This is a genomic window from Stappia sp. TSB10GB4, from assembly GCF_900185745.1.
Lineage (GTDB): Bacteria > Pseudomonadota > Alphaproteobacteria > Rhizobiales > Stappiaceae > Stappia.
Window position 1 is genome coordinate 1 of record NZ_FYAV01000044.1, and the last position, 17,574, is coordinate 17,574.

Genomic DNA, 17,574 nt, shown 5'->3' on the forward strand with positions numbered 1-17,574 from the left:
CAGATGCGGTTCAAGCAGCCCAAACTGCTCATCGCTGAGCCAGAAATAGTCGCGATCCATGACGGGTCCCCCTCAGAGACCCTGAATCACAATCCCGCCGTCAGAGGAACCCCTTTTATGGGTCCGGGCCCTAATATGACAGCAATGGCGTTCGATAGACCAAGACCTGCGAGAAGAAGCCCGCAGCAGCGGGGCCGCCCCCCCGGTCAAGGGCTTCGACGCGGCAGGTCGCCGGTCTATCGGACGTCCACGGATCGTCCTGACTTGCACGGGCTACTTTGTCGCAAGTCCGTGAAAGACGTAAGGTCTTCCTGCGGCCTTGCTTCGCGTATCCGCACACGTCAGGACGACCATTGCGGCCATATAAATGGGTCCTGACCCTAAACGTCCAGCCCGGCCGGGCAGGCGACGCCGGTGCCGCTGAGGCCGCAATAGCCGCCGGGATTCTTGTCGAGATATTGCTGGTGATAGTCCTCGGCGAAGTAGAACGCGCCGACCGGCTTCACCTCGGTGGTGATCGCGCGCGAATGGCCGGCCGCCTTCAGCGCCGCCGCATAGGCCGCGCGCGAGGCCTCCACCGCCGCCGCCATCTCGCTTCCTGCCGCGCAATAGATCGCCGAGCGGTACTGGGTGCCGGTGTCGTTGCCCTGGCGCATCCCTTGCGTCGGGTCGTGGCCCTCCCAGAACGCCTTGAGCAGCGCCTCGCGCGACAGCCGCGCGGTGTCGAAGACCACCCGCACCACCTCGGCATGGCCGGTGCGCCCGGTGCAGACCTCGTGATAGGTCGGGTTCGGCGTGTGGCCGCCGGCATAGCCGACGGCGGTGACGAGAACGCCCGGCAGGGTCCAGAACAGCCGCTCGGCGCCCCAGAAGCAGCCGAGGCCGAGCAGCACCTCGTCCTCGCCGGCGCCGGGGGCAAGATCGAGCGGGCGGCCGAGCACGGTATGGATGCCCGGGGTCATGATCGGCTCGCTGCGGCCGGGCAGCGCCATCGCCGGGTCGACCAGGGAAAACTTGTTGCTGAGCATGGTCATGAACGACATGGATGCCTCCTTTTGGGCGAGACGCCGGGACGGCGTCAGGTCAGGCAAGACGCCGGGACGGCGTCAGGTCAGGCGATGCCTGCCCGCCTGCGGCGGCCGCGGCCGAGGTCGCCGATCCACAGCAGCAGGAAGCCGAGCGGGCCGACGATCACCCAGGCCGGCTGCACCAGCAGCGTCAGCACCACCGGATCCCAGACGAGCGGGTTGATCTCGCTCTGGACGAAGGCCTGGGCGGCGGCAAGGCTGCCGGGCGCGAAATCGAACCAGTACTGGCCGAAGGGCGTCGCCGACCAGGCCCCGGCGGCGATGGTGGCGGTGCCGTCGACGACGAGCGCCACCAGCGCCAGGGCGACGAACCAGAGCCCGAGAAGCCGCAGGAAAAGTCTGACCATCGTCCCGTTCCGGATCCATCCACCACGAAAGCCCGCGGCCCGCCAGGCCGGGGTTGCCTGACGCGCCTGCCTGTCACGCCCGCCTGACGCACCTGTCCCGCGCCAACCGGGTGTCGCCGCCCCCAAATGGGGTCCGTCCCGGCCCTTGACCGTCAGCCCGGATACGCGCGCAGGCGCGATCCGGACCATAGCCCGCCGGACGCGTCCAGGCGACAGCAAAGCACGCGAAAACGGCGACAATGCGCAGGTGGGCGTGCCGCCGGGCCCCGTCGTCCGGCCGGCGTCTTGCGGCCCTCCGCGTGCCCGTGTTGAAAAGCGCTCAGGGACATGGATGAAGGCTTGAACTTGGCCGCGCCGTCAGTATATTGCGCGACTTGCGGGCCGGATCGGTCCGGCCCCGTGCCGCTTCGGCACCTGCGCCGGCTGCGGTCTTTCTCCCGCACGAGGACCGCCGAAACGCCTGCTGCGCAGGCCCCTTCGGACGGGCCGGCTGCGGAGAGGTGGCCGAGTGGTTTAAGGCGCACGCCTGGAACGCGTGTATACGGGAAACCGTATCGAGGGTTCGAATCCCTCTCTCTCCGCCATTACTACCCTGTCGAACGTTCTCCGCGCGCGGATGCGGGGCTGAAACGCCAAGGAGCCGCGCGGTTCGGGTGCAAACCTGTGGACTGCGACGCCGGCACACTCGGCTCTGAGCGTTCTCTCTCTGCCGTTTTTCTCTCGACCTCTGGACTGAACCGGCACCAGTACGGATTCTTAAGCCATTGAAGGCCAATAAGATTGTTCCCGCCCGCCTCAGATCGCTTTGGGATCCCCTTCGATAGCCGCTCGGGTAAAACAGCTGCAGTCCAACTATTCTGCGCCTGCGTTACCCATCTCACCGTCGACGACCGGAGCGTTGTCCTGGTTGGCCTCCCAGTCGGCATACGTCCGGCCATCAGGGAGTTTCCACAGTATCCGCCCGTTCGCGCTCGCTCCGATTACGGTCGCAGCTGCGGCCGAGGCAGAAGAAAAGCTGTAGTCGCTGGTGAAAACTAGGAAATCGCCTTCCTGCCGCAACACTCCCTTATCGACCAGGGTACTACGCAGAGCGGTTGTGCCGCGTGGGATCGTCGTCGTGGTCCGGACCCGTGCCTTCGAGCCAGACCTGACCACGAAATCCCCGGACGGCCCGAGCTCCATTTCAGCTGCGAAACCCTCTCCCCGAAAGAAGAAGCGAGGGCTCCCGACAGGCGGAGCTTCGGAAAGAGCATGGTCTATCGGCATGGCCTCAGCCACTCGCCCACGAATTTGCCGAAACAAGTCCCAGCCAAGCGCACCGACCAGCGTCTTAGTCTGATCCACGAACTCGTCCATAGCTGCACGGTCAGGTAAGGGCAGCTTGCCAGCGTCGTCGGAGGGTGTCCGGGTGTTCGGAAGGCTCCAGCGAGGATTGCTCACGACGCTGCGGATCAGACAGGCCTCGACGTAGCGGGCGTGGCTCTTGGTAAGATTCTCGTCCTTGCTGATCAGCACGACCGTATCGGTCCAGAAACCCTTGGCGTCGCGCCCTGCCTCATTTGAATTGTGATACGACAAACGAGCGCCGATGCCTTCGGACTCGCCGACATACGCAAGCTGCCGGTCCTGCGCATCCTCATCGGCACCGATCAGGATGTATACGCCGGGCCGCTCGATCTCGGGGAAAGCTTCGCGAACCCGCCGAAGCTGATTACGGCGGAAGGCAATGGCCTGGATCGTCGACATCGAGATTTGTGCTACCCGAATGCCGTTCGGATCCCCATCGAGAAGGAAGATGTTTATCGAACGGGGTTTGTTCATGCCGCCCCCTGCATCTCTGCGACGGTGGAGCAAAACACCTGATGGAGGGGGCTGACGTAGTTCGTGCCGGTCTTCCTGAGAGCAAATCCAGCCCGGTCGCAGTGGGCTATTGTCGCTATGAGCATCGGTATCATGCTGTGTTGCCCGGCGAGCAGCGGCAGGCGAAGGAGAGCGATGCAACCATCTTGCGCGAAACATCCTTGCCCGGGTCCAGAGCGGCGCGAGCTGATCATTCTCTCCACACCTCGGCAGCCAGGGGCAGCTCATTGAGCTCTGCGCGCGCCTCCCGCCACGTCGGATAGTATTTTGTCATCAGGGCGAGAAAGCGCTCATTGTGTTTTGGTTCGATGAGGTGAATCATCTCGTGCAGGACGACATATTCCAGCAGGTCTTTCGGCTTCTTCACCAGCTCGGTGTTAAGACGAATATTTCGCTGTCGAGGGTTGCACCCGCCCCATTTCGTCTTCATGCGCTGGAGGAAGTAGCTGGCAACCTCTACGCCGAGCTTCGCCTCCCATTTTCGTATCAGCGGAGGGACAGCTTCATGTAGCAGTGACCGATGCCACTCCTGCATGATCTCTTCCCGCTTTGCGGGCGAGCTTCCGGGACGGACAGTGAGTGTGATCCTGCGATGGTCCAGCCGAACGAAAGGCTTCACGTCCTTCTCAACAAGGGAAAGCAGATAGCGCCGTCCCCATAGATAATGGCTCTCTCGCTCGACAAATTGGCGCGGAGTCTCCCGCGCCTGGCCGAGCAATTTCGCCTGCTGGTCCCGGATCCAGCCGATCTTGGATGCCGCATAGGCGCGGGCCACTTCGGGGCGGGTCGCCAAAGGAGCGACAAGGGTGACGCGCCCGCTCGGCGGATGTACCGATAGATGGACATTTTTGATGTCCTTCCGGGTCATCGCGATGGTGATATCGCCGAGCTGGATCGTTTCCGTCATCAGTACCCCGGCTGATTCTTGATAATCTCGAAAACAGCCAACGTGGCCTCGCGATCGCGGTCGAGAATGGGAAACAGGGCATTGAGTACCTGCGCCTCGCGTGCCTGGTCGCCCTTCCATCCCGCGGGAGCGCGTTCACGGACGGCCAGATCGATCCGCAGGGCCAGCGCGGCCTTGTCGTCGTCATTCGCAGGGCACTGGAAGGTCGACGCGGAGATCGATGCGAGGTTGTTAAAGATGACCGTCGCCTCTCGTTTGCCATGCAGCGCCGAAGGGATGCCTGCATCGGGTTGCTTCGCGGCCAGTCGTTTCACCAACTCTTCCGCCTTGCGCAGGAACTCCTCATAGGCCGCCGCGTCTGCCCGGCTCTGCTTGATGAGATCGTCCAGCAGCTTCGACATCTCCTCGTAGAATCGAGGATCGGTGAGCTGGTCGCGGATGATAGTCTTCCGGACGTTGTTGATGATGCCCTCGGCGATGGCGTTCCTGGTGAGCTTGCCCTTCTCGTTGAGCTTTCGTGCAATGGCGTCGTGAATGCCCGTCTCGATGATAAGCTCGGTTAGCGGAATTTGGTCTAGCTCCCCCAGGTCGGCCGCCGGATCGGCCTGGACATAGGTATTGAGCAGGTGTCGCATGTCCGCTTCGTAGGGCTTGATGTCGAGTTCCTCGCCCGAGTGCTTTTTGATGGCAGAACGGATCTCGCCGTAGAACTCGGCTTCCTTCTGCAAGGCGGCCGCGTCAGCATCGGAATATCCTGCCTCCGTGAGATCCTGAGCGATAGCCGCGAACGCGCGGACAAAGACGGCGACCGCCTTGTAGAACGAAATCCGCAGCGCCTCGGTCTCGCTCAGCGCGTTCGGATTTGCGGCGTCCCCGCAGAAATAGTGAAGGAACTGCTCCATCTCACGCGGCAGGGGTACCGGTTCGCACAAGTAGCGCAGCGCCTCGCGGGCTTCGTCGAGTTTCCTTTTACCTTCCTCCAGCCAGTTCTTGAGGTGGACGTTGTTTTCTCCGCCGCTGCCCTCGTCGATGTCCAACTCGTCGGAACTATAGACCGCGATCGCCTGCTGCACGTCGCCGAACAGCTCCTTGAAGTCGACGATGTGGCCGTAGTCCTTGTCCTCGCCGTCCAGCCGGTTGGTGCGGCAGATGGCTTGGAACAGGTTGTGATCGCGCAGCTCGTTGTCGAGGTAGATGTAGGTGCAGCTCGGCGCATCGAATCCGGTGAGCAGCTTACTGACGACGATCAGCAGCTTCATGTTCGCGGGCTCTTCGATAAAGCGCCGCTTGGCCTCGTCCTCGTACTCCTTGGTGGTCTGGCCGGGCCTGAGCACGTGCTTCGTATAGGTGTCGAACTTGTAGCGCTCGTCGCTGTTCGCCGGCTCGCGAGATATTGCGTTGTGGTTCGGCTCGTAGGATGTGACGATCCCACAGTACGAGCCGAAACTCGTATTCTGAAACAGCCGGAAGTAGTGGCATGCGTCGTAAATCGACGGTGCGACCAGGATCGCGGTGCCGCGGTCGTTATTCAATCGCGGCTTCAGGCTGAAGTCCTCGATGATGTCGGCGATGATGCGCTGCTTGCGCTCTGCAGCGCTCATCAGTTCCTCCATCGTCGCCCAGCGCTTGCGCAGAACGGCCTTCTGGAAGTTGTTCAGGCCTTTGGTCTTCTGCTCGAACCACTGGTCGATCGCGGCCCTGGAGGTAAGCCGCTGCGGCACATCGCGGGCCTCGTATTTCAGGTCGAGGATGACACCGTCGGCCACGCCCTCATGGAATTTGTAGGTGTGGATGTAGGTGCCGAAGACGTCCCGCGTCATCAGCTTGTCCTTGCGCAGAAGTGGCGTGCCGGTGAAGCCGATGAAGATCGCGCCCTCCAGCCAACGCTTCATCTGCTTGTTCATGTCGCCGCCCTGCGTGCGGTGGCACTCATCCACGAACACGTAGAAGCGCCCCGTCACGGGAGGAGGCTCGCCTTTCAGGTCCGCTGCGTCGAATTTGTGGATGAGCGCGCACAGCAGGCGCGGCGTGGCCGCTCCGAGCTTCTCCACGAACGCCGCCCGCGTGGTGATACGCGGCGAAGGAGATTCGGCGCCGATCACGCCGGCGTTCTTCATCACCCCTTCGATCTGCTTGTCCAACTCGTCTCGGTCGGTGACAACGAGGATGCGCGCATCGGGGTCGTGCTCCATCAGCCATTTGGCGATCAGCACCATCAGGATGCTCTTGCCGCTACCCTGGGTGTGCCAGATGACACCACCCTCGCGTTTGGCGATGCGCTCCTGCGCAGCCTTGACGCCGAAGAACTGATGTTGCCGCGGCACCTTCTTTTGGCCGGCGTCGAAGATGATGAAATTGCGGATCAGGTCGAGCAGCCGGGGCTTGTTGCACATCTGAGCCAACGGCCGGTCGAGCAATGCTCCGGCAGTGAGCGGCACGCCCGAAGCCTCTTCGTCCTTCCACGTCACGAAGAACTGCTCTGGCGTCCCTGTGGTGCCGTAGCGCAGTCCCTGCGAGTCGCTCCCCGCCAGCAGGAGCTGCACGGTGCTGAAGAAGCCCTTGTTGAAGATTTCTTCCTGGTTGGTGATGAGCTGGCGCACGCCGTCGGCCAGCTCCACCGAACTGCGCTTCAGCTCGATCACCGCGACGGCAAGGCCATTGAGATAGAGCACGATGTCGGGCCGGCGCTGGTGGCCGCCTTTCAGCGTCACCTCCTCCGCGAGCGCGAAGTCGTTCTTCTCCGGGTGCTCCCAGTCAATCAGGTGGACGGTCTCGTGCGCCTGGCCCGCTGCGATCTGCACCGGGACGCCGTAGCGCAGCAATTGGTACGTGCGCAGGTTGGCCTGGTAGAGCGTGATGCCTGTCGAGTCCGCGGCGGTCTCCAGCCTTTGCAGCGCCGCCGAGATGTGGGCCGGCGAATAGCCGCGCGCGGCGAGATTGTCGCGCAGGAGGTCCGCCTCGATGGCGCGGTTCCCTTCGCGCTTCGACCAGTCGCCAAGGTGCCGGTAGCCCAGACCGCCCTGATCCTCAGGGCTCGTGATGAGGGCGGCGAGGCGGTCCTGCGTCGCGCGTTCACTGCGGGGGCGTTCAGCCATGGGCGGCCTCCGGTTCACATGTCTCTACCGCTGAAACAGGCAGGCGCACCCGTCCCGTCAGCAGCGCCTGCATCATGGCCTGCTTGAGATCTCGGGTCTTTGCGAGCCTCGCCTCCAGTGCGGCGATCTCGGCTTCCATGTCGGAAAGGACCTCGGCGATAGCCTCTTGTTCGCGCTCGTCAGGCAGCAGAACCTCGACCGACGCGAGCGCTCTTGCACTGACGTGAACCACCGCATCGCCTTGGCCACGATTGGCTTTCTGCCGAGCGACCTGTGGGATGTTCATCAAGTAGCCCAAGAATACCGGGTCGCCGCCGTATGGTCGGAGTATGATGATATCACCACCGGCGTATGCCTCGACATCAGTGGTCAGCGCGACACACTTGCCGATCTCCTCCTTCGTTTCTCCAGAACCGGCGAAAAGCAGATCACGAAACTGAATACGCGTCGCGTTGTTGGCAACAGCACGCGAAATACGAGATGTGAACTGTCGAACAACGTTATGATGCGTCGTGTAGACCTCCCCATAGCGAATGCACGGAAGTTCGCCGGAGAACGCCGCGCCTCGCGGGACGCCGGAGCCCTTCAGGAACCGCCCCAACTCGCCCAGCCGCTTCTCCTGCCAGGGGGCGGTGAAGCCCGGCAGGCGGGACTCGCCGGTAAGCAGGCGCTGCATCGCGCCGGTCCGCAGGTCGCGTTTCTTGGCGATCAGTCGTCGAATCGCGGCGATTGCAGCGTCTACATCCGAAAGCGCCTCCGCGATTGATTCCTGCTCTGCACGGGGCGGACGCGCCAGAATGGTGGCAGATAATGACCGCCCGTTAGTCAGCGCCCGCGTCGTGTACGTCGCCCGCGCAATGACCTGCTGCCGGAAGTATTTCGGCGAAAAACAGTAGGCTTTGAAATGGTCATCCAGGCTGTCATCCGTGGGGCGGGCGCGTAGCACGAAGCCGCTGAAGACTGTGTCTTTCGCCGGATCTAGCATTGCAGCGGCAACCCCAATCTCTTCAACCGTCTCGGAAGTGCGGGTAAAGAACACGTCGCCCTTCCGGACCTCGAACCCCTCAAGCTCCGATCTCGATACGTCGACGCGCCCTTTTATGTGATCCAATCGAAGGCCGGGCCGCCCGAACACGTCCATGTAGTTCACGATTGGCGTGCCGTAGCCAAAGTACTTTTTCGCCTTGTTCAGACCGTTCTTGAAAGTGAACAGGTCACCTAACGGCACTGCATCCCAATCCTCTGGAATGATGCCGATCTCGGTCAGTTTGTAGCCTGGCCTCACGTCCATGCGGCACCCATTGCCTTCAGATGGGTCGCAACCCGAGCGGCGAGCGCATCGACCTCGTCTTCGAGCTCTGGCAGCGGCGCGGCATAGCGTTCTGCCAACTCTCGTACTCGGTCAGTGAGGGTTTGCGAGACCCGGTCGATCTCGTCCTGCACGGTGGCCGACAGCCGCGCCATCCACTTGTCCTCCACCACCAGCGTCTTGATTTCCGCCTCGGTGAGCTTGGGATACTTCGCGTCGATCTTCTTGTCCAAGACCTCCTGCTCGGCCTTGCGCTTGGCCTTGGCTTTGGTCTGCTGGTCGAGCAGATCAGCATAAGCCTCCAGCGCGGCGCGCTCGTCGTCGTAGAGCGGGTCTTTGCCGATCTCCTTCAGCCGTGCCTTCACGGCCTTCGCGACGATCTTCTGCTTGTCGCCCTCGCCCTCGATCACCTCGGCCAGAAGTCCGTCCTCGCCGCTGTTTTCCTCCAGCATCTCGTCGAGCTGCTGCTCCAGCGACGCGAGTTGGGCGTCGAGCGCTTCGATGGCATCGCGCTCGGCAGCGAAGTAGCGGGCCACGAGGATCGGCGCGGGAACCAGGTCCGACTTGAAGCGCCGCTTGCCCTTCAGATAGTCGTGCGGCTCCGGCCATGTGAGCTTGTTGTTCTTGTCCTTGACCTGAATGATCTCGCGCGGCTGCGCACCCTTCACCCAGCCGTCGGCGGCGATCAGATAGGCGTCGTCCTGCATCGCCTCTGCCCAATAGTCCATGAGGTGCTGGTACACGTCGTAGGCATCGAGCAGCGGGGCCTTTCGGAACATGGCGAGGAGTTCCTCGGCGATGGTCTCGATCAGCTCCTTCGGGTGACCCTCCTGGCCGAAGTCGGTGAGGCGCGGCGTGGCCGCATTGCGCCAGTCGGCGAAGAGCCTTGCTGCCTGGTGCTGGAACGCGGCGAACTCGGCATGACCGAGAATGGCGGGTCTCACTTCGGCGAGCGGCAGCTTGAGGCGCGCATAGCCGGGACGACCCGCGGACTCAAACAGGACCCCGCGGACACTGGGAAGCACTTTCCAATACGCGCCGAGCGCATCGAGATCGCGCTCCGGGATGCCGCCGCGCAGATGGCCGTCGATGTCCTGGATGTCCTCCGGCTCGGTACTGTCGATGTAGCGAGGCAGATTGAGGTTGAAGTCGTTCTTCGGATCAGCGATTTCAGCCAGCGGCACCATCCGGGCGTAGCGCGGAACATCGGCCTGTTTGGCGAACGTGTCGACGATGCGGTGGATGTCCTGTTCGCGCAGGCGGTTCTTGGCGCCGTCCTTGATGAACCCTTTGGAGGCGTCGATCATGAACACACCCTTGCGGGCTGCAGCGTTCTCCTTGTCGAGCACCACGATGCAGGCCGGGATGCCGGTGCCGTAAAAGAGGTTGGGGGGCAAACCGATGATGCCCTTGAGATAGCCGGAGCGGACGAGTTGCTGGCGGATCTTGGCCTCGGAGTTCCCACGGAAGAGCACGCCGTGCGGAAGGATGCAGGCGGCTTTGCCTGTGCCCTTCATGGAGCGAATGATGTGAAGCAGATAGGCGTAGTCGCCTTGCTTGGCGGGTGGCTCGCCCCAGGCGAATCGCTGAAAGGGGTCCTTCGAGGGCGTGAGGCCGGCGGTCCAGGTCTTGTCGGAGAATGGCGGATTGGCGACGACGTAGTCGTAGGTGCGAAGCTGCTCGCCGTCCTTGAACTTCGGCGCGGCCAGGGTGTTGCCGGAGAGGATGTTGGCCGTCGGGAAATCGTGCAGGATCATGTTCATGCGGGCCAGGCCCGCAGTAGTCACGTCCTTCTCCTGTCCTTCGAGCGTGATGTGCTTTCCGGCCTGGGCGGCGACCTTCAGGAGCAGCGAGCCCGAGCCGCAGGTCGGATCGTAAGCCGTGGTCGCAGCCTTGGTGTTGTGCGGCGAGATGCCGATCACCTGCGCGATGACCCGGCTCACCTCCGACGGTGTGTAGAACTGCCCCTTGCTCTTGCCGCTTTGGGTCGCGAAGTGCCGCATCAGGTATTCATAGGCATCGCCGAGGATGTCGTCGTGGTCGGCCCTGTTCTCGGAGAAGTCGAGTTCCGGCTTCTGAAATATGCCGATCAGGTTGGTCAGGCGATCGACCATCGCCTGGCCTTCGCCAAGCTTGTTTGGGTCGTTGAAGTCCGGGAAGTCGCTGCGGGCGAGTCGCGTATTAGCCTCGATGAGGGGCTGGATGATCTGCGTGTTGATCTTGTCCCCGATGTCGCTTTTGCCCTTCAGCGCCACCATGTCCGTGAAGCTCGCGCCTTTGGGTATCGTCACCGGAGGAGCGAAGTCACTGCTGTTCCCGTACTTGTCGGTGATGTACTTGATGAACAGCATGAACAGTACGTAATCCTTGTACTGACTGGCATCCATGCCGCCTCGGAGCTCGTCGCACGAAGCCCAGATCGAGGAGTAGAGGTCGGATTTCTTGATCGCCACTTCAGATATTTCCCTTCTTTCGGGGGAACTGCGCTTGCTCTTCGACCGCCTTCAACCGCTCGAACTCCTCTACCGACAGCACCACGACGACCGGCCGACCATGCTTGGCGACCGCAACCGGTTCGGCGCGGGCAAGGTCGATCAATCGGCCGAAGCCATACTTCGCGTCTTTCGCGCTCAGGGTCAGCATGCGACTCCCCGCCTATGCGTCGATCCACTTTTGGCCAATTTGGCCCAAATGGCAATGCCTAAGCGCCTATGGGCGAGACGACGGCGCTATCGGGGCAGGAAAGCTTGGGTCTGCTCGGCCCAAGACGATGGAAACGGTCCCATGAGCACCGCGAGTGTCAATTGAGGCGGCTGCCTTCCGTCGAGAATCGCCTCGACGATGTCCGGGGCCAATAGCGTCAAGCGCAGAATCCGGCACAGGTAGGACTGGTTGATCTTCTCCGCTTCGGCCAGTTCGGTCACCGAGGCGAATCGGCCGCTCTCCATGAGGCGCTTCCAGCGGTCGGCCCGGGCGATCGCCTTCACCATGGTGTTGTCGACGCGCGGGCGGGGCTGGCCCCAGCACGCCCCGTCGGGCATGACCACCTCCTTGCGCCCGCCGCGCTTCCGGACGGTCAGGGGAACACGGACCGTCAGCGTGCGCCCGTCATCGGTGGCGGCGTCACCGGCTCTCATGCTGCCCTCCGCGGATCGTCGGCCATGCCGCCAAGCTCATGAACCAGACGAGCCAGCCCATCGACGCGGAGGCGGATATCGACGCCTCCCTGTCCGACATCGACGCGCTCGACGAGCAGCTGGACGACGCGCGCCTGCTCGGCCGGAAACAGCTCGTCCCACAGCGGGTCGAGCCCTTCCAAGGCTTCCCTGACCTCAGCCTCGGACAGACCATCGATCTCGCGCCGCGCCGATCGCCATGTGCCGACGATCACCTCCGGGGTGCCAAGGAGGCCGCGCAGCTGGTCGACAACCGCGCCCTCGATCTCGGCGGCGGGCACGCGCCCCACCGGGCAGGCATCGGCGCCGCGCTTCAGGACCGACTGGCTGACATAGTAGCGGTAGAGCTTGTCGCCGCGTCGCGTGTGCGTCGGCGTCATGGCGCAGCCGGTCGGCCCGAAGATGAGGCCCTTGAGCAATGCGGGTGTCGCGGCGCGTGTCCGGCCCGCGCGCATCCTCGGGCTCTCGCGCAGGATTCCGTGCACCTTGTCCCACAAGGCGCGCGTGATGATGGCATCGTGCTCGCCGGGATAGGCCGTCCCCTTGTGCACGGCGCCACCGATATAGACCCGGTTGTTGAGCAGCTTGTAGAGGAAGCCCTTGTCGACGAGTCGTCCGCGCCGCGTCCGCACGCCCTCGGCCGCGAGCGCCCGGGCCAACGCGGTCGCCGAACCGACCTCGACGAAGCGCTCGAAGATCATCCGGACCATCGCGGCCTCGGCATCATTGATCACCAGCTTGCGGTTCCTGACCTCGTAGCCGAGCGGCACGAACCCGCCCATCCACATGCCGCGTTTGCGCGAGGCGGCGATCTTGTCCCGGATGCGCTCGCCGATCACCTCGCGCTCGAACTGGGCGAAGCTGAGCAGGATGTTGAGCGTAAGCCGCCCCATGGACGTCGTGGTGTTGAACGACTGGGTCACGCTGACGAAGGTGACCCCGCCGCGATCGAACACCTCGACCAGCTTGGCGAAATCCATCAGCGAGCGGCTGAGCCGATCGATCTTGTAGACGACGACCACGTCGATCCGGCCGTCCTCGATGTCGGCGAGCAGGCGCTTCAGCGCCGGCCGGTCGAGCGTCCCGCCCGAGAAGCCGCCGTCATCATAGGACTCAGGATAGAGCAGCCAGCCTTCGGGCTTCTGGCTGGCGATATAGGCCTCACAAGCCTCGCGCTGGGCGTCGAGGCTGTTGAACTCCATCTCCAGCCCTTCTTCCGTCGACTTGCGCGTATAGACCGCGCAGCGCAGCTTTCGGATGGATTTGGCGGATGCGGGTGATTTCGTCATGCTTGGCCTCGCCGGTTCTTGAGGCCGAAGAAGACCCAGCCGTTCCAGCGCGTCCCGGTGATGGCGCGCGCGATGGCGGAGAGCGAGCGGTAGGACCGCTCCTGCCATTCATAACCGTCGATCAGCACCGTGACGGTGTGCTCGACGCCCTGCCATTCGCGGATCAGCCGCGTGCCGGCGATCGGCTTGTCGTCGGCGCGGATCCGGCGCAGCACGATGTTGCCACCATCGAGTTGCTCACCCAGGGCCTCGAGGCGCTCGACTGTCGCGGGCTTCAAACCGCCATAAGCCAATTCCTGGATCCGATAGGCGAGCCGGCTTTCGAGGAAGCGCCGATTGTAAGGCGGTGCCTCCGTGTCGAAGAGTTCGCGCCACTGCTTCTTGAGGTCAGGCGTCGGCGTGGTCTTCAGCGCGGCCAGCCGGGACAGGATGTTTTCTGTCATGGTCATGCGTCTCCTTTGCAATTTGGAGTTCCATGACCGCTCCGGTCGGGCGGGAAGTGAAGGCAACTTTCTCCGCGGTCGCCAGATACTTGCCTTGACTGGCGTGCCTTGAGCCGAACCAGCCCGCGCGCGAGAATCCGGCAGACCTCCCCGATTCGCTCGTCCGGCGTCATGTGGCCGGGGTGGATCGAGTTCGGCATGTCCATGGCAGAGACCACCTAAGGGATTGGATTCCCTTGGCCTCTACTCACGGTGCAGACGATCCGTCCCAAGGCGATGGCTTTTGAATCGACTCCGGCAGGCATTTGCGATAAGAACATAAGATGAACAAATGCGAGGCAATTATGGGCGGCTGAGATGGCTAAGAACCTGAAGAAATTCGTCAATCCCAAGTTTACCCGAACCGTCGATCTCGGCCTGCTGGGCCGCCTGTTCGAGCGCCACGGCGATGCCCTGAACGGGCTGGACCTTGGGGTCTTCAGGGGCGAGGCCGCGCAGGACGAGGCACGCAGCGCCGTCCAGGATTTCTTCGCGGGGCCGGAAGAGAACTATCCGGAAGGGCTCGTCGCCGACCTGCACCGGATCGCCGAGATCGGCAACGCGGCAGGCCTCGACATTATTCTTCAGCAGGCCGCGCGGCTGGGGATCCGCGTGACACCCGAAGCGAAGGATGACGAGCCGGAGGTTCACCAGAATCCCAAGCACGTCGCCCTGCGCGTCTTCCTCGATCATCCCGACGTCTTTGACGCCGCGTCGGACATGATGGCGCTCATGGCGCGCACGTCGCTCGCCGAGTTCGTGGGCCGCGACGAAGGCGTCGAGGCGATCATGGATGATCGCGCAAAGGCCGAGTTTGAAACCGCCGCCGCCGCGATGTTCGAACAGGATCTCCGCAGCAACTATTGCCGCGCCGGCTGGTATGACGATGCCGACGAGCTCGTTCTGGTGATCGAGCACGGCTCGCCGATCACCACGACCGATGTCCTGCAAAAGGACCAGAAGCGCGTGATCAGCTTCCGCGCCGCCGAACACGCGGTGCTTTCATACAACTCCACGACGGGCCTGTTGAAGATCGGCGGCGTGGCCAAGGCGCGCCGTGCCGATCTCGCGGAGCTATTCGCAGACAAGATTCTCGGAAAACCCGAATTCTTCGCCGGCGACGACGCCCAGAACCTCTACACGCTCGACCCGGTGCAGCGCGCGGGCTTCGGCTTCGCGTTCAACCATGACTTCGATCCGGGCATCCAGCGGGTCCAGATCACCGAGGTCCAGGTCGACCGCGTCGGCGCCGATCCGAAGACCGGCGAGACACGAACCTTCTACTCCTATGTTGCGCGCGACGGACGCGACAATGCCCTGGCCAGGCTGGGCGAGATGATGCGGGGCGCTCGTCTCGGGTCGGATTGGCGCCTCAACCACATCGTCATCCGCGTTCATTTCGCGACCGGCGGCAAGTCGGCGAAGAAGGTGACCATTAAGCTGAAGCCGCCGGCCCACGCCATGTTCAAGCGTCAGCAGTTCGAGGGCCGGATCATGACGCTTCTTCGCCGCAACGGACTGCTCAATGACCGAGACGCTGCCCAGGCTGCTGTTGCGGCTGAGTGAGGCGGGCGATCCCGCAATTCTATGGGGACGACAGGCGGCGCCTCATGCCGGGCGCGATTTCGAGCGGCTGCTCGATCGGGGCGTCCTGGTCGAGCAGGCCCCGGCAACGGAATGGGATGTGTGCCCCGCGTGTGATTGCGGTCTCGACGCGCGGCCCATCCATCAGGTCAACGGGCGACACATCGCGGTTTGTCCGACGGACCGGCGCAGCGACGTCGTTCTCGGCGCTGACGATCTGCGGAGCTTTCGGATTCATCCCTCCGCGCTGGTCCGCGAAATCGCCATGGCGTCTGGGTTCGGAGGCAAGCCGGCGCCGGTCGCGACCGGTGTCTGGCATCTGGGGGAAACATCGAACCAGCGGGCGCTGTTTCTCGCACTGTCGCAGGATGCGGTGCTTCAACCGGGATTGATCGGCCTGATGCGTTCGGTCGCCCGGTCATCACCCATCACGGTGATCGCGCCGGCGATGGCTGCAGATGACTGGGCGCGCTTGGTCGACGCAGGGCTTCATGTTGTCGCTGGATCGCACTGCATTGCTTGCGATGGGACTGCACCTGGGTTGTCGATCGATCAGTCCAAACTGGAATCGCAACCGAGCTTGGCGCCCCGATTGGTGATTCAACGCGGCGCCAAGACGGTATCGCTCGACGGAACGCCCAAAACCCTTTCCGATCAGGAATTCCAGCTGCTGGTCCTTCTAGCGGAACATGCGTTGAAGTCGCCCGCCATCGTCGAGAATCGTGCGATCGAGGCGCACATCTGGGGAGCGAGCATCCATAAAATTTCGTCGCAGGTGCGCGAGCCTGTGCGCGCACTTCGGGATGCGCTGGCTCGCGGAAGTGCGGATGCCACGTCCGTACGCGCATTGATCGAGAATCGGCGAAATCCGAACGGCTACCGGCTGGCTCTGCCTCCGGAGGAAATCGAATTGATCAAGTAGCAGCTGGTGAACGCAGCAGGAGGGAAGCGTGGCCGATTTCGGTACCGACGAAGGCGGTGGTTTCAACGCCATTAGCCGATCCTACAAGAACGATCCGACAATTGAGCACTATGTAAAGCTGCGGCGCGAAAACCCGGACGCCGAAATCGAGGTGTCTGTTGTCGGCGGGATGGACCAACTGATGTTCATGGAGCCTGAACTCAGAAAGTTCGGCTTCGACCCTCAGATGGTTGCCGGCGTCTTGGATGCAGACCCTGAGGCGATAAGTGCACTCTCGTTGCAGATCCTGGAAAGAACGATTGAAGCTCGGGATCTCGCCCGATCAGGTCAGACCCACCTGACGAGACGCGGTTTGGTCGTCCCTGACAAGCTGATCAATTGGCTAATCGCATGCATGCTGGATTCCTTGAGCTGGACTGACGAGCTTTATATCCCAAGGGATCTTATCGTCCTGATCCGCGAGCGCTTGGGCGGATCCAACCTCGAATACGAACAGGCGTCCGCTGCTCACCAGAAGCGATGGTCCGCGATCATCGTCGGTGGTCAACTCAAGGCACGGGGGATCGAGCCAAGCTTCAGAATGCTCGCCAAGATTCTCAAGGTTTCTCCCACTACCGTCATGCGCTGGTTCCCGGATGGCGAGTTCGAAGAGGAGATTGCGCGGGTATCCACCTGGTTCGACGAGAACGGCCAGATGCGAAGCCTCTCGGACATCACCCGACGACCGTTGCAAACGAAATAAGCTGCGCAACACCTAACCGGTCAGTCAAACCTGCGGCGCCGATGGATATCGGCCAATCGCAGGAAGTCTCTGGTGATCGCGGGCCAAGCATACCCACACTTCGCCCACATCATCACCACGTCGTGCCCACCTATTCTGGCCGGCGCATCGGCAACCTGCGGACATCACAAACGATGACCGAGGCGTTGACCGATGCGTTCTTCTATTTCCCGGGATGACCTTCAGATCCTTCTTCATGAGGCGGACGTCGCCGCCCGCCGCCTCGTCCGCCAGCTGCGGCTTCCTCGCGCCGATCTCGACGATGTCCGCCAGGACCTGCTCGTTGATCTGATAGCCCGGCTTCCCGCCTACGACTCAGATCGCGGCACGCTCGGCGCCTTTGCCGGCGCCATCCTCACCAACAGGGCGACGCGCATCGCCAACAAGGTGCAGCGGGAGCGCCGGATGTATGGCGCGACGCCGATCTCGCTCGATGAGGTCATTCCCGAGAGCGACGGGCTGACCCGCGGCGACCTCATCGCCGAAGCCGACGGGCTGTCGGCGCTCTTCGGCCAGCCCGTCGATGCGTTCGCCACCGCCGAGGAGCGTCTCGATGTCGAGCGCGGTCTTGGCTCGCTCGAACCCGCCGATGGCGCTCTCTGTGCAGCCCTTTCCCGCACCACCGTCGATCGCCTTGCCGCGAGTGGCCATGGCGCCCGCAGCAGCCTCTACCGCCGCGTCAAGGACATCCGCCTTGCCCTGACGGCGATCGGCGTCCGGACCGCGTGAGACGG

General features: G+C 63.0%; 15 protein-coding genes and 1 tRNA gene. 5 read left to right on the forward strand and 11 right to left on the reverse strand.

From position 1 onward, the window contains the following. Positions 1 to 380: 380 nt before the first annotated feature. Both msrA and TSB10GB4_RS09365 read right to left on the reverse strand, forming a co-directional pair. Entirely contained in the window at positions 381 to 1,043 is a 663-nt protein-coding gene (gene msrA, locus TSB10GB4_RS09360) for a peptide-methionine (S)-S-oxide reductase MsrA (protein WP_186395520.1), read from the reverse strand. A gap of 68 nt (positions 1,044 to 1,111) precedes the next feature. After that, positions 1,112 to 1,435, reverse strand: a complete 324-nt coding sequence (locus tag TSB10GB4_RS09365) for a hypothetical protein (protein ID WP_186395521.1) — start codon at positions 1,433 to 1,435, stop codon at positions 1,112 to 1,114. Between the two features lie 494 nt (positions 1,436 to 1,929). On the opposite strand from TSB10GB4_RS09365, the gene TSB10GB4_RS09370 reads away from it, so the two are divergent. After that, a tRNA-Ser gene (locus tag TSB10GB4_RS09370) sits at positions 1,930 to 2,019 on the forward strand. Positions 2,020 to 2,287: 268 nt separating this feature from the next. Here the strand turns inward: TSB10GB4_RS09370 and TSB10GB4_RS09375 are convergent. The 9 genes from TSB10GB4_RS09375 to TSB10GB4_RS09415 all read right to left on the reverse strand — a co-directional run bounded on the left by TSB10GB4_RS09375 (position 2,288) and on the right by TSB10GB4_RS09415 (position 13,520). Then, on the reverse strand, positions 2,288 to 3,256 hold the full coding sequence (locus tag TSB10GB4_RS09375) for a GIY-YIG nuclease family protein (RefSeq protein ID WP_186395522.1): 969 nt from the start codon (positions 3,254 to 3,256) through the stop codon (positions 2,288 to 2,290). Between the two features lie 229 nt (positions 3,257 to 3,485). Further along, positions 3,486 to 4,202, reverse strand: a complete 717-nt coding sequence (locus tag TSB10GB4_RS09380) for a M48 family metallopeptidase (RefSeq protein WP_186395523.1) — start codon at positions 4,200 to 4,202, stop codon at positions 3,486 to 3,488. Beyond that, positions 4,202 to 7,297 carry a type I restriction endonuclease subunit R gene (locus tag TSB10GB4_RS09385; protein WP_186395524.1) on the reverse strand — a complete coding sequence of 1,032 codons (3,096 nt, stop codon included), beginning with the start codon at positions 7,295 to 7,297 and terminating at the stop codon, positions 4,202 to 4,204. The genes TSB10GB4_RS09380 and TSB10GB4_RS09385 overlap by 1 nt, the downstream gene beginning before the upstream one ends. Continuing rightward, complete coding sequence (locus tag TSB10GB4_RS09390) at positions 7,290 to 8,588, reverse strand: restriction endonuclease subunit S (protein WP_186395525.1); 1,299 nt, start codon at positions 8,586 to 8,588, stop codon at positions 7,290 to 7,292. Before TSB10GB4_RS09390 ends, TSB10GB4_RS09385 begins: the two co-directional genes overlap by 8 nt. Next, entirely contained in the window at positions 8,579 to 11,059 is a 2,481-nt protein-coding gene (locus TSB10GB4_RS09395; RefSeq protein WP_186395526.1) for a class I SAM-dependent DNA methyltransferase, read from the reverse strand. Before TSB10GB4_RS09395 ends, TSB10GB4_RS09390 begins: the two co-directional genes overlap by 10 nt. 1 nt (position 11,060) lies before the next feature. After that, a complete protein-coding gene (locus TSB10GB4_RS09400; protein WP_186395527.1) occupies positions 11,061 to 11,249 on the reverse strand; it encodes a type II toxin-antitoxin system Phd/YefM family antitoxin in 189 nt (62 codons plus the stop codon). 86 nt (positions 11,250 to 11,335) lie between these two features. Next, a complete protein-coding gene (locus TSB10GB4_RS09405) occupies positions 11,336 to 11,743 on the reverse strand; it encodes a hypothetical protein (protein WP_186395528.1) in 408 nt (135 codons plus the stop codon). Then, entirely contained in the window at positions 11,740 to 13,071 is a 1,332-nt protein-coding gene (locus TSB10GB4_RS09410) for a recombinase family protein (RefSeq protein WP_186395529.1), read from the reverse strand. The genes TSB10GB4_RS09405 and TSB10GB4_RS09410 overlap by 4 nt, the downstream gene beginning before the upstream one ends. Beyond that, positions 13,068 to 13,520 carry a DUF2924 domain-containing protein gene (locus TSB10GB4_RS09415; protein WP_186395530.1) on the reverse strand — a complete coding sequence of 151 codons (453 nt, stop codon included), beginning with the start codon at positions 13,518 to 13,520 and terminating at the stop codon, positions 13,068 to 13,070. Before TSB10GB4_RS09415 ends, TSB10GB4_RS09410 begins: the two co-directional genes overlap by 4 nt. Positions 13,521 to 13,871: 351 nt before the next feature. Here TSB10GB4_RS09415 and TSB10GB4_RS09420 point away from each other — a divergent pair, with 351 nt between their 5' ends. The 4 genes from TSB10GB4_RS09420 to TSB10GB4_RS09435 all read left to right on the forward strand — a co-directional run bounded on the left by TSB10GB4_RS09420 (position 13,872) and on the right by TSB10GB4_RS09435 (position 17,569). Further along, positions 13,872 to 15,119, forward strand: a complete 1,248-nt coding sequence (locus TSB10GB4_RS09420; protein WP_186395531.1) for a hypothetical protein — start codon at positions 13,872 to 13,874, stop codon at positions 15,117 to 15,119. After that, a complete protein-coding gene (locus TSB10GB4_RS09425) occupies positions 15,079 to 16,059 on the forward strand; it encodes a winged helix-turn-helix domain-containing protein (RefSeq protein WP_186395532.1) in 981 nt (326 codons plus the stop codon). Before TSB10GB4_RS09420 ends, TSB10GB4_RS09425 begins: the two co-directional genes overlap by 41 nt. A 28-nt stretch (positions 16,060 to 16,087) precedes the next feature. Then, entirely contained in the window at positions 16,088 to 16,801 is a 714-nt protein-coding gene (locus tag TSB10GB4_RS09430) for a hypothetical protein (protein WP_186395533.1), read from the forward strand. Between the two features lie 192 nt (positions 16,802 to 16,993). Beyond that, positions 16,994 to 17,569 (forward strand): sigma factor, encoded by a 576-nt coding sequence (locus TSB10GB4_RS09435; RefSeq protein WP_186395534.1) that lies wholly within the window; start codon positions 16,994 to 16,996, stop codon positions 17,567 to 17,569. Positions 17,570 to 17,574: the final 5 nt, after the last annotated feature.

Coding starts and splice junctions, on each gene's coding strand:
- TSB10GB4_RS09375 (WP_186395522.1), bottom strand. CDS start 3,256: ATGAACAAACCCCGTTCGATAAACATCTTCCTTCTCGATGGGGATCCG.
- TSB10GB4_RS09390 (WP_186395525.1), bottom strand. CDS start 8,588: ATGGACGTGAGGCCAGGCTACAAACTGACCGAGATCGGCATCATTCCA.
- TSB10GB4_RS09385 (WP_186395524.1), bottom strand. CDS start 7,297: ATGGCTGAACGCCCCCGCAGTGAACGCGCGACGCAGGACCGCCTCGCC.
- TSB10GB4_RS09405 (WP_186395528.1), bottom strand. CDS start 11,743: ATGAGAGCCGGTGACGCCGCCACCGATGACGGGCGCACGCTGACGGTC.
- TSB10GB4_RS09380 (WP_186395523.1), bottom strand. CDS start 4,202: ATGACGGAAACGATCCAGCTCGGCGATATCACCATCGCGATGACCCGG.
- TSB10GB4_RS09420 (WP_186395531.1), top strand. CDS start 13,872: ATGGCTAAGAACCTGAAGAAATTCGTCAATCCCAAGTTTACCCGAACC.
- TSB10GB4_RS09365 (WP_186395521.1), bottom strand. CDS start 1,435: ATGGTCAGACTTTTCCTGCGGCTTCTCGGGCTCTGGTTCGTCGCCCTG.
- TSB10GB4_RS09410 (WP_186395529.1), bottom strand. CDS start 13,071: ATGACGAAATCACCCGCATCCGCCAAATCCATCCGAAAGCTGCGCTGC.
- TSB10GB4_RS09400 (WP_186395527.1), bottom strand. CDS start 11,249: ATGCTGACCCTGAGCGCGAAAGACGCGAAGTATGGCTTCGGCCGATTG.
- TSB10GB4_RS09415 (WP_186395530.1), bottom strand. CDS start 13,520: ATGACCATGACAGAAAACATCCTGTCCCGGCTGGCCGCGCTGAAGACC.
- TSB10GB4_RS09425 (WP_186395532.1), top strand. CDS start 15,079: ATGACCGAGACGCTGCCCAGGCTGCTGTTGCGGCTGAGTGAGGCGGGC.
- msrA (WP_186395520.1), bottom strand. CDS start 1,043: ATGTCGTTCATGACCATGCTCAGCAACAAGTTTTCCCTGGTCGACCCG.
- TSB10GB4_RS09435 (WP_186395534.1), top strand. CDS start 16,994: ATGCGTTCTTCTATTTCCCGGGATGACCTTCAGATCCTTCTTCATGAG.